The following is a 15,451-nucleotide window of genomic DNA, read 5'->3' as shown; positions in this document are numbered from 1 at the left end:
CGGGACGAGCCAACCATTGAGACCCCTCGACTTCCTCGGCCGGATCAAGATCAAACTGGGCATGGTCATCCTGTTGGCCGTGGCGGCGGCGTTCGTCGTCAACGAGGTCGGCATCAACGCCGGTTACTCGCGCAACGTCCGCGTCGCGGTCGCCGTGGTGTTCGCCCTGATCATGATGCAGCTGCTCGCGCGGGGGATGACCAAGCCGCTGCGCGAGATGGCCGCCGCCGCGCAGACCATCGCCAAGGGCCGCTACGGCCTGCGCGTCACCGCCACCTCGCGTGACGAGGTCGGCGAGCTGGCCCGCGCCTTCAACGCGATGGCGGCCGACCTCGGAGAGGTCGACCGGCAGCGGCGTGAGCTGGTCGCCAATGTCAGTCACGAGCTCCGCACGCCGATCACCGCGCTCAGGGCCGTACTGGAGAACGTGGTCGACGGCGTCTCGACGCCCGATCCCGTCACGCTGGGAACGGCGCTGGCCCAGACGGAGCGGCTCGGCAGGCTGGTGGCCCAGCTCCTCGACCTGTCCCGCCTCGACTCGGGGGCGCGGCCGATCGAGGTGGAGGAGGTCGAGCTCGGGCCGCTGTGCGACCAGGCGCTGCGTGAGGCCGTACTGGCCAGGGACGGCGTCACCGCCCGCTGCGAGGTGCCGGAGGGGCTGAGCGTCCGCGCCGATCCGGACCTGCTGGCGCAGGTGCTGGCGAACCTCCTGGACAACGCGGTACGGCACAGCCCCGAGAGCGGGGTCGTGGTGCTGGCGGCGGCCTCGGCGGGCGCCGGGGTACGGCTGCGCGTGACCGACCAGGGCCCTGGAATCCCCGCCGAGGACCGGGCGCGAGCCTTCGAGCGCTTCTCCCGCCTGGACGCGGGACGGGCCGCGGACGAGGGCGGCGCCGGACTCGGCCTGGCGATCGTCAAGGAGATCGTCGAGTTGCACGGCGGTTCCATCCGGGTGGAGGACGGCGTCGGCTGCCGGATCGCGGTCGACCTTCCAGAAAGGATCACGATGGACATCCCGTCCGCGTCCGACCTCGCGGAGGCGTCCCCCGCCTCGGCGATCCCGGACGCCTCCGGGACGCTCGGCTCAGGGTCTTCCAAGACGCTCGGCCCCGGGCCTTCCGGGACGCTCGGCTCAGGGGCCTCCGGGACGCTTGACTCCGGGTCTTCCGGGACGCTCGGCTCCGGGGCCTTCGGGACGCTTGACTCTGGATCTTCCAAGACGCTCGGCTCCGGGGCCTCCGGGACGTTCGAGCCCGCTGAAACGGTCGAGCCCGCCGAGGTTCCCGTGCCCGCCGAAGCCTCCGCGCTCGCTGACACGAAGATCTCCGCGGCCGAGCGGGGGCGGACCCCTGTGCCCTCCTCCGCGCGCCTTCCCGCCACTCCCGACACCGTCGGGACCTCTTCCGCCGTCTCGGAGGTCGCCGGGCTCTCTCCCACGGCCGAGACGGACGGGGTCCCCGCCGACGCCCCGCACGACTCGGGAACTCCCGAAGGCGACAAGGAGTCGGCCGGTTTCCGGCCCCACCCGCCTCACGAGCGGGTCCGCCCGCAGGCCTCCCCCTCCGCCGAGACCTCTCCGTCCGCCGAGGGTGGGCGAACCGGCGAGGGCGGGCGACCCGCCGTGCCCACGCCCTCCTCCGCGTCGGCCGGGCCCGCGCCGTACCCGCCCTTCGTGCACGAGCCCGTGCTGAGGGCCCCTCGGCGGCCGCATCCGCCCCGCGACTGGCTGGGAGCGTTCGTGGGGCTCGTGGGGGGCCTGTTCATCGGCGGGATCTGCGCTGTGCCCGTCGTGGCGGCCATCGCGTCCGTGAGCCTCCTGCTGGCGCTGCTGGCCGGTCTGACGGCCGTGATGGTCGGGGGCTTCGTCGGCACGGTGCTCGGCGTCACCCCCTCCCACCCGACGGCGGAGGCGGAGCGTCCCGCGCAGTCGTCGCGTCCCGCCGTTCCGGGGCAGGCGGGAGCGGACGAGGAGGCGCAGGATACGTCCGGCGACGGCGGGGATGAACGGAGAGGAGAAGGGGAGTCCGGGCGGGGGGAGACGGGCGGACCTCCGGGATCCCCCCCCGGGGACTACGTGGCGCCACCGGTGTTCCCCCGGCCTGAGCTGCCCGAGACCCCCCGGTGGGTGCTGCCGGTGTGCGCCGCCGTCGGGTTCCTCGCGGCGGTCGCGCTGCCGTACAGCGGAACGGGGCTGGGGTTCGCGCTCGTCGCCGTGGCCATGGGCGCGGCGGCGCTGCCGGTCGTGCGCCGGCGGATCACGCCCTGGTCGGCGGGGCTGGGGGTGATCGCGTACGGGATGATCGGGGTGTCGACGATCAGGGACTCCGACTGGCTCGTCGCACTGCTCCTGCTGGCGGGGTTCCTGCTGGCGGCCCTGGCCCTGTCGGGGGCGGGACGGAGCTGGCTCGGGATCGCCAGGGGCGGCGCGTCCGTGCTGATCGGGCTGCTGCCGGTGCCGTGGTTCCTGGCGGCGCCGGTGAAGGGGATGGCCTTTCGCAGGAAGGTGGTGCCCGCGCTGATCGGCACATGCCTCGCCCTGGTGCTGGTGGTGCTGTTCGGCGGGCTGTTCGTCTCGGCGGACGCGGTCTTCGCCAAGGCCGTCGAGCGGGTGTTCCTCGCGCAGGACTGGGCGGAGTCGATGCCGTTGCGGATCGTGCTGTTCGCGGCTTTCGGGATCGTGGTCGCCTCCGCCGTGCTGGTCGGCATGCGCCCCGTGGCCGAGCCGACGGTGCCCCCCCTGCGGCTCACGGTCGGCCGGGGTCTGTGGGTGACCCCGCTGGTCGCGCTCAACCTGCTGTTCTGCGTGTTCGTGGGGATGCAGCTGACGGTGCTGTTCGGCAGCACCCGGTGGGTGGTCTCCGCCGCGGGGCTGACCTACGCCGAGTACGCCCGTTCCGGGTTCTTCCAGCTCGTCGTCGTCAGCGTGTTCGTGCTGGCGATCGTGGCGGCCGCCTCGGTCCTGCTCGAGCTCGGGGAGCGGGAACGGTGGCTGATGGCCGTGCTGCTCGGCCTGCTCTGCGCGCTGACCATGGTGGTCCTGGTCTCCGCGATGCACCGCCTCGACCTCTACGTCGACGCGTACGGATTCTCCCGGCTGCGCGCCACGGTCGGAGCGGCGATCTGGTGGCTGGGCGCGGTCTTCGCGCTGGTCCTGGCGGCGGGCGCGGCACGGCTCACCCGGCGTGGTCACGCGAACTGGCTGCCCAGGGCGCTCGTCATGATGACCGGGGCGGCGCTGCTGGCGTTCGCCGTGTGGAACCCGGATCTGCGGGTCGCGGAGACCCAGGTCGCGGTGCGGGGCGTGGAGCGGCTCGACCGGGCCTACCTGGGCGGCCTCGGGGCGGAGGCCGTGCCCGCGCTCGACCGGCTGCCCGAGCCGATGCGCAGCTGCGTGCTGCGGGACGTGATCGCCGTCAACCGCCTCTACGCTCCCGACCCGTGGAACGGCTGGAACCTCGCCAGACAGCAGGCGAGAGAGGCGCTCGAGCGGCACCCGGTGCTCACCGGCCCCGAATGCCCGGTCACTCCCGCCTCACAGCGCGACGTCCCCGCCGAGTACGACTACTGACGCGTCACGGCCGTCGCCGCGGTTGCGCGGCTTCCGCCTCCCGGCGGGAGCCGCGGCCGAACAGGCCGAACAGGCCGGACGGGGGAGACAGAGGGACAGCGGAGCCGGTGGAACGCTCGAACATGCCCAAAAATCCCTCTTCGATGATTGAATCCGATCATGTCATTCGATGTGCTGATCAGAGGTGGCCAGGTGCTGGACGGCACGGGTGCTCCGGCCTTTCTGGCGGACGTCGGCGTCACCGGGAGCGAGATCACCGCCGTCGGCAGGCTGGCCGGCGCGGAGGCCGCGACGGTGATCGACGCCTCCGGTCGCCACATCATGCCGGGACTGATCGACTGTCACGCCCACGGCGACGCCCTCGTCTTCGACCCCGAGGTGCAGCTCGCCGCGTTGCGCCAGGGAGTGACCACGTTCGTCCTCGGCCAGGACGGGCTCTCCTACGCCCCCACCTCCACTCCCGAGGCCTTCGCCTACGCCACCCGCTACTTCGCCGCGGTCAACGGGACCCATCCCTCGGCGGACGGGCCGCTCGGCGTGCGGGAGCTGCTGGCGGGATATGACAGGGCGACCGCGCTCAACACCGCCTACCTGCTGCCGCACGGCACCATCCGCTACGACGTGATGGGAGCCGCGGAGCGGGCCGCCTCCGCCGACGAGCTGGCCGCCATGCTCGCCCGCGTCGAGCGCGGTCTGTCGGAAGGGGCGGTCGGGCTGTCCACGGGCCTGGAGTACGCCCCGGGGCGCTACGCCGACGCCGCGGAGCTGGCCGCCCTCTGCGCGCCTCTCGGCGGCCTGCCGTACGTCACGCACATGCGCGGGTACGGCGCGAAGGCCGCGACCGGCATGGCCGAGGTGACGGACATCGCCAGGAGCTCCGGCGCCGCCGTGCACGTCTCGCACTACCACGGGCCGGCCTCGACCCTGGTGCCGCTGATCGACCGGGCCCGCGGCGACGGGCTCGACGTCACCTTCGACACCTATCCCTATCTGCGGGGCAGCACCATCCTGGCGATGGTCGCGCTGCCGTCCTGGGTCCCCGCCGCCGACACCGACAGGGCGCTGGAGCTGCTGGAGTCCGAGCCGATCGAGTGGGACGCGGAGCTCTGGCCGAGGATCACCTTCTCCCACGTGCCGGGGGACGAGTGGGCCGAGGGCCTGACGCTCCCCGAGGCCGCGGCCAGGGCGGGGGCCGAGCCGGACGAGTTCTGCCGCAGGGTCCTGATCGACACCCGCCTCGAGGCGGGCTGCGTGATGGCCAGGCCCGACGAGGGGCCCGAGGGCGAGGAGTCGGTCCGCGCGATCCTGCGCCATCCGGCCCACACCGGCGGCTCCGACGGCATCTACGTCGGCGGGCACCCGCACCCCCGCGGCTACGGGGCGTTCGCCCGCATGCTCGGGCGTCACGTCCGCGAGACCGGCGACTGGACCCTGGAACAGGCCGTCGTCCACCTCGCCTCCCACCCGGCCCGCCGCTTCGGCCTGCCTGGCAGGGGCCTGATCCGCACGGGCCAGGCGGCCGACGTCGTCGTCTTCGACGCCGCGACGGTCTCCGACCAGGCCACCTACGCCGACCCGCGCGTCCCCGCGACCGGCGTCGACGACGTCCTCGTCTCCGGTGTCCCGGTGCTCGCGGGGGGACGGCTCACCGGGGCCGTGAGCGGCAGGGCGTTGCGGCCCTGAGGATGCCGTCAGAGGCAGGGCGTTGCGGCCCTGAGGATAGGGTCGCCAGGGCGAAGCGAAGGGAGCGTCATGTGAAGGGGATCGTCGATCCTGGCAGGGCCGTGGGGTCCTCACTGTTCGGAGGGGCCTTCAGCTTCCCCGTGATGGTGGCGCGCCGCGACGCGCTCGAGCACAACATCGCGACGCTCGCGGCCTTCGCCGCCGAGCACGGGATGCTCCTCGTCCCGCACGCCAAGACGACCATGTCGCCCGAGCTGGTCAGGGCGCAGCTCGAGGCGGGCGCGTGGGGGCTGACGGCCGCGACCCCCAGCCAGGCGCTCACCCTGCGCGAGTTCGGCGTGCCGCGCGTCATGATCGCCAACCAGGTCTTCGACCCGGCGGGGCTCGACGCCGTCGCCGGGCAGCTCGCCGACGACCCGTCCTTCGAGTTCCTCTGCTTCGTCGACTCCGTCGCCGGGGTCGAGGCGCTGTCCCGGCACGCCGGGACCAGGCCGTTCCAGGTGCTGGCCGAGCTGGGGCACGAGGGCGGCCGGGCGGGCAGCCGTACGCTCGAGGAGTTCCTGGAGGTCGCGGCGGCCGCGCAGGCCGCCCCCGGAGTCGAGCTCGCGGGCGTCGCGGGTTACGAGGGGGCGCTGGGGACGGCCGACGAGGTGCGCGCCTATCTGCGCCGGATGGTCGAGGCGCTGGAGCACCTGCGGGTGCGCGACCCGATCCTGTCCGTCGGCGGAAGCCAGTGGTTCGACGTGATCGGCAGGGAGCTCGCCGCCTGCCAGGCCAGGATCATGCTCCGCAGCGGCGCCTACGTCTCCCACGACGACGGCTACTACCGCGAGCGCACGCCGTACACCCGGATCGAGGGGGAGTTGCGCGCCGCGCTGGAGATCTGGGCGCACGTGCTGAGCGTCCCGGAGCCGGGCATGGCCGTGGTCGGCTTCGGCAAGCGGGACGCCCCCTTCGACGAGGGGCTGCCGATCCCCCGCGGAGCCGTCGCGGACGCCACGGTGCTCAAGGTCCAGGACCAGCACGCGGTCCTGCGGCTCGCGCCGGGCTCGCCGGTGAAGCCGGGAGACCTGGTCTCCTTCGGCATCTCCCACCCCTGCACCGCCTTCGACAAGTGGCGGGTCATGCCGGTGGTCGACGACGACTACGTGGTCGTCGACCTGATAACCACATACTTCTAGTTTTCCGTTGTTGAGGGTCTCCAAGGAGCTGTGACATGAGCGGTAAGCAGGAACTGCGCACGGACGAGGGCGCCGCGCCGGTCGGGGCGTACTCCCAGGGCCTCGTGGTCGGCGACTTCGTCTACACCTCGGGGATGGGACCGCTGGACCCCAGGACCGGCGAGGTCGTCGGCGCGGACGTGGCCGAGCAGACCCACCAGACGATGCGCAACCTGGGCGCGATCCTCGCGGCCCACGGCCTCGGGTTCGACGACGTGGTCAAGTCGACCGTCCACCTGCAGCACCTCAAGCGTGACTTCGCCGCCTACAACGAGGTGTACAAGTCATACTTCACCCAGCCCTACCCGGTTCGCACGACTGTCGGGTCCGACTTGATGGACATCCTGGTCGAGATCGACTTCGTGGCCTACAAGGCACGTTAGAGTCTGACCGACTGCGTGGGAGGGCGGCGGTTTGGACAGCTCGCTATACGTCTACGTCGAGGACGTGCGGGGGGAGGGCCTTGAGGCGGTCCTCGACCGGATCACCGGATACGGCGTGACGGGCGTGACCGTCGCCGCCGCCTATCACCGTGCCCGCGACGTGACCCCGCACGGCCGTCCCCGGGTGACGGTCCGCAGGGACGGCGTGCACTTCACACCGCCGGAGGACCTGTTCGGCGGGCTCCGCCTCGTCCCGCCGGTGCAGGAGGGCGCGGAGGAGGAGCCGCTGGCCGCGCTGCGCCGGGCCACCGCCGAGCGCGGTCTCAAACTGCACGGCTGGACCGTGTTCCTGATGAACACCACGCTCGGCCTCGCCAACCCCGAGGTGACCCTGCGCAACTGCTTCGGAGACCGGGGCTCGCCCGCCGATCTGTGCCCCTCCCACCCCGACGTCCGCCTCTACGCTGTGGCGCTCGGGCGGGCCGTGGCCAGGCAGGGGGTGGACAGCGTGGTCGCCGAGGCGCTGCACTTCGGCACCTTCGGCTGCGGTTACCAGAACGAGCGCAGTTTCGTCCCGCTGGGACCGATGGACGAGTTCCTGCTCGGCCTGTGCTTCTGCGACTTCTGCATGCGCCGCGCCGCCGACCTCGGCGTCAACGCGGAGGTTGCCCGCGAGGAGTGCGCCAGGATCGTGGGAGGCGTCCTCGACGGAGACCCGCCCGCGCAGGGCGAGGTGACCCGGGCCGCGCTGACCGCCTACGCGGGGCCCGAGGTCGTCTCCTACGCGCGGGCGCGCTCGGAGGTGGTGACGTCGCTGGTCTCCGAGGTCTCGGCCGCCGTCGCCGCCGAGGGCTCCAGCCTCGTCTTCCTCGACGCCACCGGCTCGGCCAAGGGCTACATCGACGGTCTGCCCCCCTCGGGGCTCTCCGCGCACGACTCCTGGCAGCTGGGCGTCGACCTGGTCGCCCTCGGCGACCTGGTGCCCTCGCTCGGCGTTCTCGCCTACGCCCGCGACGCCGCGCGCGTCGCCGACGACGTGGCCGCCTACCGCCGTTCGACGGGCAAGGACAAGGAACTGCGGGCCGTGCTCCGCCCCGGCTTTCCCGACACCGACTCGGCCGACCGGCTCGTCGCCAAGGTCAGGGCCGTGCGGGCCGCGGGGGCGGACGCGGTCGACTTCTACGCGTACGGGCTCATGCCGTACCCGATCCTCGACCGCATCCCGGGCGCGCTCTCGGGCTGACCGGCGGGGTTCTCGGGGCGGCGCCCGGCGACGGCGGGAGCGGGGCGTGGAGGTCGTCACGGCGCCGCCTGACGGCGGGGGATCAGCAGGGCGGGGACGAGGGCGACGGCGACGATCGCCGTGGCCCACAGGAGACTTCCCTCGAAGGCCGCGGCCTGCGGGCCGTCCGAGCCGCGCGTCAGGGTCTGCAGGATGACGGTGATCACGGCGGCGCCGAGGGCGGTTCCCACCCTGATCACGATCTGCGAGGCGGTCGCCGCTCCGGGCAGGACGGAACGGGGCAGGGTGCGGTAGGCCGCCGCCATGATCGACGGGGTGACGAGGCCGTGCCCGAGCCCGATGACGAACAGCGCGGCGGCCAGCGGCGACGCGCCCGCTGACATGTCGACGCGGGCGCAGGCGAAGATCCCGGCGAGGACGGTCACGATTCCGGCGATCCCGGGCAGGTGCGCGCCCAGCCGGTCGGTGAGCCGTCCGGCCAGCGGCATGGTGACGATCGCCCCTGCTCCCATCGGGGCGATCAGGAGCCCCGCGTCGAGCACGCCGGTGCCCGGGACGCTCTGGGAGTACAGCGGCACCAGCAGCAGCACGCCGAACACCCCGACCGAGTAGCAGAACAGGGCGGCGGCGGAGGCGGCCAGTCCCCTGTCGCGGAACAGTGCCACGTCGAGCAGGGCGCGTTCGCCCCGGCGCAGCGAGTGCGCGCAGAAGGCCGCCGTGAGCACGACGCCGAAGACCAGCCCCGCGAGCGCCCGGGAACCTCCTGACGCCTCGCCGGTCTGCGAGAGCCCGTAGACCAGCGCGGCCAGACCCGGAGACAGCAGCGCCAGGCCCAGGGCGTCCAGGCGACTGTCCGCGCGGCGTTCCTCACGCGGCAGCAGCCGTACGGCGAGCAGCAGCGCGAGCGCGCAGACCGGGACGTTGACGTAGAACATCCACCGCCAGCTCAGATGGTCGACGAGCACCCCGCCGAGCAGCGGTCCGAGCACCGGGGCGAGCATCGACGGGATGGAGATCACGGCCATCGTCCGCCCCATTCGTTCGGGACCGGCGGCCCTGGTCAGGAGGGTCTGCGCGACCGGCATGAGCAGGCCTCCGCCGACGCCCTGCAGCACCCGGAAGGCGATCAGGGCCCCGGCCGACCAGGCCGCGCCGCACAGGACGGACCCGGCCCCGAAGAGGGCGAGCGAGGTGATCCAGGTGGACTTGGCGCCGAACCGCCCGATCGCCCAGCCGGTGATCGGGATCGTCATGGACAGGGCCAGGGTGTAGCCGGTGACCGTCCACTGGACGGTGCTCAGGGAAACGCCCAGGTCGCGGCCGAGGACGTTGATCGCGACGTTGACGATGGTCGCGTCCAGCATGGTCATGACCGTGCCCAGCACCACGACGAGGGAGATCGCGCGAAGGGCGGGGTCGGGCCGTGTCTCTGACGGATCTTGCGTCGTTGTCATCGCGCCCACCATTCCGTACGGCGTATCGATTTTCCGTACACTGTAGCGATAGGTCGCTACGCCGTACACTGAACAGGTGGGATCAGAGCAGACGCAAGGGCCGGTCTGGGCGCGTGAGGTGGCGAAACGTCGTCCGAAACTGACACGTGAGGCGATCGTGGCGTCCGCGATCGCGATCGCGGACGCCGAGGGGATCGACGCCGTCTCGATCCGCAGGGTGGCCGCGGAGCTCGGAGCCCGCGCGATGAGCCTCTACACCCACATCGAGCGCAAGGAGGACCTGTTCGACCTCATGGCGGACGAGGTCAACGCGGAGATCCTGGTCGAGGGGGAGCTGCCCGGCGACTGGCGCGAGGCGATCTCCGCCATCGTGCGGCGCACGCGGGAGGTCCTCCGACGTCATCCCTGGCTGGTCGACCTCGTCTCCCGGCGCCCGCAGGTCGGCCCGAACGGCCTGCGGCACGGAGAGCAGTCACTGGCCGCGCTCTCCCGCCTGCGGATCGAGCCCGAGTGGAAGTGGCGGATCATCGCGGCGGTCGACGACTACGCGCTGGGATTCGTGATCCGAGAGGGGATGCGACAGGAGGGCTCGCGCGGATACGCCTGGACGCAGGCGGAGCGCGACGCCCTCATGCGGCCCTACCTGCGCGAGTTCATCGACAGCGGCGAGTTCCCCAACCTCGCGCCGCTCCTCGCCGACGGCGCTCCCGACGTCGAGGGGGGCGACCGGGCCGACGACGACTTCGAACGAGGCCTGCGCTGGATGCTCGACGGCATCGCCAGGGACCTCGCCCTGTAGCCCCTGGGCCTCCTTTCGGGGCGACCGGCTGTCCCGGGGTGCTCCCGGGCGTCGACGGCTCTGCGGAGGGGCCGTCGAGGCGCTCCGCGGCGTCGGCGGCTCCCGTCAGGGGACCTCACCGAGGCTCTTCGCGGCGTCGGCCGCCTTCGGGCGGGTCACCCCGTCGAGGACCGCCGCCACCGCCCCGGCGGCGAAGTCGTCGTCGAGGGGGAGGCCGCGGAAGACCGCGCGCAGCCACACCGCCCCGGCGAGCAGATCCATGATCAACATAGGGTCGGCCGTGTCGGGCAGCTCGCCGCGCCGCCTCGCCCGCGCGAAGACGGCCTCCTCCCTGGCGAACCGGTCGGCGAAGAAGCGCTGGGCCGCCGTGGCGAGCTCCGGATGGTGCACGGCGGCGCCGAGTGCCGCCACCGCGACGTCGGCGGCCGGAGGACTGGTGAGAAGCGCGGCCACCCCGCGCAACAGCGCCTCCAGGTCCCCCCTGAGGCTTCCGGTGTCCGGAGGCGCGCTGACGAGCAGGTCGGCCTCGACGAGCGCGGCGGCGAGCAGTGCCGCCTTCGACGGCCACCAGCGGTAGATGGTGGTCTTGTTGACCCCGGAGCGCTCGGCCACCCCCTCGACGGTCAACCCCTCGTACCCCTTGGCGGCGAGCAGTTCGAGCGTCGCCTGGAAGATCTGCTGCTCCTTGCGCGGTGCCATGCGTCCGACTATAGCAACGCAACGGTGCGTTGTGTTTCAATGGGGCGTCCTGATGAACGCGACGCACCGTTGCGTTTGACGTGTCTGGAGGTCACCGATGCCGCCTGTCGTCCTCGTCCACGGAATCCGGGTCAGCGCGACCATGTGGGACCCCGTCGTCTCCCGCCTCGACCGCCCCGCCACGGCCGTGGACCTGCCCGGTCACGGCGTCCGTCGCGGCGAGCCGTTCTCGATGGAGGGCGCGACCTCGGCGGTGGCCGCCGCGATCGACTCCCTCGGCGGCAGGGCGCTCGTGGTCGGCCTCTCACTGGGCGGCTACGTCGGCATCGCCACCGCCGAGCGCTTTCCCGGCAGGGTGGCGGGTCTGGTGGCCATGGGCTGCACGGCCCGCAGCGCGTCGGCGGTCCGGGTCTACCGGATCGCCGCCGCGCTCGCCGCGCGCGACCCGTCGTTCGCCAACCGGCTCAGCTCCTACGCCCTGCGCCGTCTCCTGCCGGGTCCCTCCGGCGCCGCGATGGTCGCCGGAGGACTGTCGTGCGAGGTGATGCCGCAGGTCGTCGAAGCCGTCGCCGGACACGACCAGCTCGCGGCGCTGGCCGCCTATCCCGGGCGGGTGTGGCTCGTGAACGGCGCCCGTGACCCCTTCAGGGCCGACGAGCGCGACTTCCTGCGCGCCTGCAGGAACGGGCGGCTCATCCTGCTCCCCGGACGCGGGCACCTGGGCGTGATGGCCGCCCCCGGACCGCTGGCCCGCCTGCTCGGCGATCTCAGCGACCTCAGCGATCTCAGCGACCTCAGCGACCTTCACGACCGGACCGGCGGGGCGGCCGGGCGGCTCCCAGGTCAGGTCGACCGGCCCGAGAGCGCGGTCGCGACACCGAGCCCCAGATAGACCACCCCGCTGACATAGCCCAGCACGCCCGCCCGGTTCCGCAGTCTGCTGCCGAGCACGCCCGCGCCCGCCGCGTAGATCATGTCGGAGATCAGGCCGAGGAACAGGAGGGTGCCGCCCAGCACGACGATCTGCAGCGGCACGGCCCCCGCCTCCGGGTGCACGAACTGCGGCAGGAACGCCAGGAAGAACAGGATCACCTTGGGGTTGAGTACGTTGACGACCACGCCCTCCAGGAAGATCGCGCGCAGCGGCTGCGGCGGAGTCTCCCTGAGGGTCGCCTCCTGCCTGCGGGTCAGCGCCCTGACGCCCAGATAGACCAGGTAGAGCACGCCGGCCCACTTGATCACGTTGAAGAGCGTGGCGGACTTGGCGACCACGTAGGACAGTCCCGCCGCCGCGGCGGCGATGTGCACCAGCGTGCCGGTCTCGACGCCGAACGCGCTCGCGACCGCGGCGGCCCGGCCCTGCGCGATGCCCCGGGCCGCGATGTACAGATGATTCGGCCCCGGCACCAGGACCAGTGCCAGTGACGCCACCACGAAGACCAGAAACGTGGACAGAGAGATCATGATGTGACCATAGGCCTGTCCTGGTCCCGTACTGAAGGCCTTGGCGGGGCGTTTCCGTGGACCGATCGGCTTGCTGTCGGAATGGCCGTGGCATACTCCCCGAAATGGGGTGGCGAAGGGCGCACAGTGCTCTGATCGGGCGGTCTACCGAGTTCGGCAGGCTCGTCGGGGTGCTCGGCGCCGCGGCCGAGGGGCTGGCCGGTGTCGCCCTCGTCGGAGGCGACGCGGGCATCGGCAAGACCCGCCTCGTCACGGAGCTCGTCGAGCAGGCCAGGCAGGAGGGCTTCGCCGTGCTCGTGGGGCAGTGCGCGGAGCTCGGCGACGCCCTGCCGTACCTCCCGCTGGCCGACGCCCTGCGTGGCGCGGGCGGTGAGCTGCGCGCGGAGATCGACGCCCGTCCCGTCCTCGGCAGGCTGCTGCCGGGCGGCGCGGACCTCGGCCCCGAGGCCACCTCCGGCCTCACCCAGCAGCAGCTCTTCGGCTCGATGCTCGGCTTCCTGGCCGCGCGGCCCGTGCTGCTGGTCCTCGAAGACCTGCACTGGGCCGACCGGTCGACCCGAGACCTGTTGGTCTTCCTCAGCCGGATGCTGCAGACGGAGCGCGTCTGCCTGGTCGGCACCTACCGCACGGACGACCTGCACCGGCGTCATCCGCTGCGCCGGGTCCTCGCCGAGCTCAAACGCCTGCCGTCGGTGACGTCCGTCGAGCTGGGGCCGCTCGACCGCGACGACATGACCGGTTACCTGGCCGCTCTCGGCGGCGCGGACGCCCGGACGGTCGACGAGGTCGTCGACCGGGCCGAGGGCAACCCGTTCTACGCCGAGGAGCTGTTCGAGGCCGTCTCCGAGGGCTGCTCGATGACCGGTGACCTGGCCGGCCTGCTGCTCTCCCGGACCGAGGTGCTCTCGGACGCCGCCCAGCGGGTGCTCCGCGGCGCGGCCGTCGCGGGCAGGCGGGTCGACCACGACCTGCTCCAGGACGCCTCGGGCCTGGACGACCTGGCCTTCGACGAGGCTATGCGGGAGATCGTCTCAAGGGGACTGCTCCGCCTCGACGGCGAGTACGGCTACGCCTTCCGGCACGCCCTGCTCCAGGAGGTGGTCTACACCGACCTGCTTCCCGGCGAGCGGACCAGACTGCACTCGGAGTTCGCCCGTCTGCTCACCGCCCGTGACGGCGCGGCGGCCGAGCTCGCCTACCACTACCTGGCCGGACACGACCTCGCGGAGGGGCTGGCCGCCTCAGTCGAAGCCGGGCGCAGGGCCGAGCGGCTCGGAGCCCCCGCGGAGGCCCACCGCCACTACGACCAGGCGCTCGGACTGTGGGACCGGGTTCCCGACGCCGTCCTGCTCACCGGGACCGACCGCGTGCGGCTCGCGCTGCGCACCGCCGCCGCCGCGGCCGACATGGGCGACAACCACAGGGCCGTCGCCCAGCTGCGGGCGCTTCCCCCCTCGGCGGAGGTCTGCGAGCGGCTCGCCTACTACCTCTACGACTCCGACGACGTCCAGGCCGCGATCGTGGCCGCGGAGGCGGCCGTCGCCGCCGCGGCCCCGGCGAGCGCCGCCCTGGCCAGGGCACTGGCCACACTCTCCCGCACGCTCACCTGGTCACCCCGTTCCGCCGAGGTCAGGCCGCTGGCGGAACGCGCGCTCGAGGTCGCAGGCGCGACGGGGGCAAGCGACGCGGAGAAGGGGGCGGTGATCGTGCTGGCCAGCTGCGCCGAGCAGGAAGGCGACACCGCGCTGGCGGAGGAGTTGTCCGGCTCCGTCGCCTTCCGGGACTCCGGCGACCTGGCCATGGACCTGCGCGCCCTGTTCCACCACGCCCGCCTCCAGTACGAACGCGGCTCCATGGCGGACGCCACCGTGACCGCGGAACACGGCATACGGCTGGCGGAGGAGAACGGCCTGTCGTGGAGCACCTACGGCACCGACCTGCGCTTCCTCCAGTTCCTGATCTACTACATGGCGGGAGACTGGACGCGGGCCGCCGAGGTTGCGGCCAGGTTCGGCGCGCGTGTCGGCAGGATCCCCGAGGCCGTCCTGTCCTCCTTCGCGCTGTTCATCGAGGTCTCCACGGGAGCGCCCAATGTGGAGGAGCGGCTCGCCTGGCTCAGGCCGTTCTGGTCCGACTCCCTCGTCGCCTACATGTCCCGGGGCATGGCCGCCGAGCACGCCCTCTGGCGGCAGGACCCCGCCCTCGCCCTGGAACACGCCACCGCGGTCCTCGAGGCCGTGGATCCCACGGACGCGGGCGTCATCCGCATCAGCGCCGTCGCGCTGTGGGCCCTGGCCGACCTGGGCCGCACGGACGGGGCCGACGAACTGCTTGCCCGCGCGCGGGGGGCGGTCAGGGCCGGGATCGGCGCGGAGGGAGAAGGCTGGATGGCGAGAGCGGAGGCCGAGTGGCGGCGCGCGCACGGTCACGCGGACGTCGAGGCCTGGCGCAGGGTCGTCGAGGTCTTCGACCCCGCCTTCGTCTACGAGGCCGCACGCTCACGCTGGCGGCTGGCCGAGGCGCTGCTCGCCTCAGGAGACCGTTCCTCCGCCCTGGCGGAGTGGCGGCGCGCCGTCGAGGCCGCCGGGTCCCTCGGCGCCAGGCCGCTGGGCGAAGCCCTTGCCGAGCTCGGCCGCCGCGCCAGGTTCACCTCCGCCCAGCAGGGGCTGCTCACGGGCAGGGAGCAGGAGGTGCTCGCCCTGGTCGCGCAGGGCCTGCCCAACCGCGAGATCGGCGAGCGGCTGTTCATCGCCCAGAAGACGGTGAGCGTGCACGTCTCCAACATCCTCGGCAAGCTCGGCGTCTCCTCCCGCACCCAGGCCGCTGCCCTCGCCCGCGAAGAAGGCCTGCTCTAGCCGTACGATCCCTGGCCGCACCGTACATCCGCAGTGAGCCGTACGGCTCGCGGGAGGCGTCTCCGTCAACGGGGAACCGACTG

General features: G+C 72.7%; 11 protein-coding genes. 8 read left to right on the top strand and 3 right to left on the bottom strand.

Going from position 1 to position 15,451, the window contains the following annotated elements:
• Positions 1-16 precede the first annotated feature (16 nt).
• The 5 genes from PKF00_RS08100 to PKF00_RS08080 all read left to right on the top strand — a co-directional run bounded on the left by PKF00_RS08100 (position 17) and on the right by PKF00_RS08080 (position 8,097).
• The gene (locus tag PKF00_RS08100) at positions 17-3,568 is read left to right on the top strand and encodes a DUF4153 domain-containing protein (protein ID WP_271216753.1); all 3,552 of its coding nucleotides are present in this window, start codon (positions 17-19) and stop codon (positions 3,566-3,568) included.
• A gap of 159 nt (positions 3,569-3,727) precedes the next feature.
• Entirely contained in the window at positions 3,728-5,251 is a 1,524-nt protein-coding gene (locus tag PKF00_RS08095; protein ID WP_271216752.1) for an N-acyl-D-amino-acid deacylase family protein, read from the top strand.
• A 71-nt stretch (positions 5,252-5,322) separates the two neighbouring features.
• Positions 5,323-6,432 (top strand): alanine racemase, encoded by a 1,110-nt coding sequence (locus tag PKF00_RS08090; RefSeq protein WP_271216751.1) that lies wholly within the window; start codon positions 5,323-5,325, stop codon positions 6,430-6,432.
• Between the two features lie 35 nt (positions 6,433-6,467).
• Positions 6,468-6,854: a Rid family detoxifying hydrolase gene (locus PKF00_RS08085; RefSeq protein WP_271216750.1), complete on the top strand. Its 387-nt coding sequence runs from the start codon at positions 6,468-6,470 to the stop codon at positions 6,852-6,854.
• 31 nt (positions 6,855-6,885) lie between these two features.
• Positions 6,886-8,097 (top strand): hypothetical protein, encoded by a 1,212-nt coding sequence (locus PKF00_RS08080; RefSeq protein ID WP_271216749.1) that lies wholly within the window; start codon positions 6,886-6,888, stop codon positions 8,095-8,097.
• A gap of 56 nt (positions 8,098-8,153) precedes the next feature.
• Here PKF00_RS08080 and PKF00_RS08075 read toward each other — a convergent pair whose 3' ends face one another.
• On the bottom strand, positions 8,154-9,551 hold the full coding sequence (locus PKF00_RS08075; RefSeq protein ID WP_271216748.1) for a DHA2 family efflux MFS transporter permease subunit: 1,398 nt from the start codon (positions 9,549-9,551) through the stop codon (positions 8,154-8,156).
• Between the two features lie 76 nt (positions 9,552-9,627).
• Between PKF00_RS08075 and PKF00_RS08070 the strand changes: the two genes are divergently transcribed.
• Positions 9,628-10,350 (top strand): TetR/AcrR family transcriptional regulator C-terminal domain-containing protein, encoded by a 723-nt coding sequence (locus PKF00_RS08070; RefSeq protein WP_271216747.1) that lies wholly within the window; start codon positions 9,628-9,630, stop codon positions 10,348-10,350.
• A gap of 105 nt (positions 10,351-10,455) precedes the next feature.
• Here PKF00_RS08070 and PKF00_RS08065 read toward each other — a convergent pair whose 3' ends face one another.
• Positions 10,456-11,049, bottom strand: a complete 594-nt coding sequence (locus tag PKF00_RS08065) for a TetR/AcrR family transcriptional regulator (protein ID WP_271216746.1) — start codon at positions 11,047-11,049, stop codon at positions 10,456-10,458.
• 97 nt (positions 11,050-11,146) lie between these two features.
• Between PKF00_RS08065 and PKF00_RS08060 the strand changes: the two genes are divergently transcribed.
• Positions 11,147-11,941 (top strand): alpha/beta fold hydrolase, encoded by a 795-nt coding sequence (locus tag PKF00_RS08060; RefSeq protein WP_271216745.1) that lies wholly within the window; start codon positions 11,147-11,149, stop codon positions 11,939-11,941.
• Here the strand turns inward: PKF00_RS08060 and PKF00_RS08055 are convergent.
• On the bottom strand, positions 11,893-12,513 hold the full coding sequence (locus tag PKF00_RS08055) for a LysE family translocator (RefSeq protein ID WP_271216744.1): 621 nt from the start codon (positions 12,511-12,513) through the stop codon (positions 11,893-11,895). The genes PKF00_RS08060 and PKF00_RS08055 overlap by 49 nt on opposite strands.
• Before the next feature lie 104 nt (positions 12,514-12,617).
• On the opposite strand from PKF00_RS08055, the gene PKF00_RS08050 reads away from it, so the two are divergent.
• A complete protein-coding gene (locus PKF00_RS08050) occupies positions 12,618-15,368 on the top strand; it encodes an ATP-binding protein (RefSeq protein WP_271216743.1) in 2,751 nt (916 codons plus the stop codon).
• Positions 15,369-15,451: the final 83 nt, after the last annotated feature.

This window comes from Streptosporangium carneum (assembly GCF_027922005.1).
GTDB classification, from domain to species: domain Bacteria; phylum Actinomycetota; class Actinomycetes; order Streptosporangiales; family Streptosporangiaceae; genus Streptosporangium; species Streptosporangium carneum.
Note: the sequence above shows the minus strand (reverse complement) of the source record. Positions and strands in the feature narration are given on the sequence as shown.

Excerpts from the sequence above, each read along its gene's own strand:
- PKF00_RS08095 (WP_271216752.1), top strand. The coding sequence starts at position 3,728 with ATGTCATTCGATGTGCTGATCAGAGGTGGCCAGGTGCTGGACGGCACG.
- PKF00_RS08085 (WP_271216750.1), top strand. The coding sequence starts at position 6,468 with ATGAGCGGTAAGCAGGAACTGCGCACGGACGAGGGCGCCGCGCCGGTC.
- PKF00_RS08075 (WP_271216748.1), bottom strand. The coding sequence starts at position 9,551 with ATGACAACGACGCAAGATCCGTCAGAGACACGGCCCGACCCCGCCCTT.
- PKF00_RS08065 (WP_271216746.1), bottom strand. The coding sequence starts at position 11,049 with ATGGCACCGCGCAAGGAGCAGCAGATCTTCCAGGCGACGCTCGAACTG.
- PKF00_RS08060 (WP_271216745.1), top strand. The coding sequence starts at position 11,147 with ATGCCGCCTGTCGTCCTCGTCCACGGAATCCGGGTCAGCGCGACCATG.
- PKF00_RS08055 (WP_271216744.1), bottom strand. The coding sequence starts at position 12,513 with ATGATCTCTCTGTCCACGTTTCTGGTCTTCGTGGTGGCGTCACTGGCA.
- PKF00_RS08050 (WP_271216743.1), top strand. The coding sequence starts at position 12,618 with ATGGGGTGGCGAAGGGCGCACAGTGCTCTGATCGGGCGGTCTACCGAG.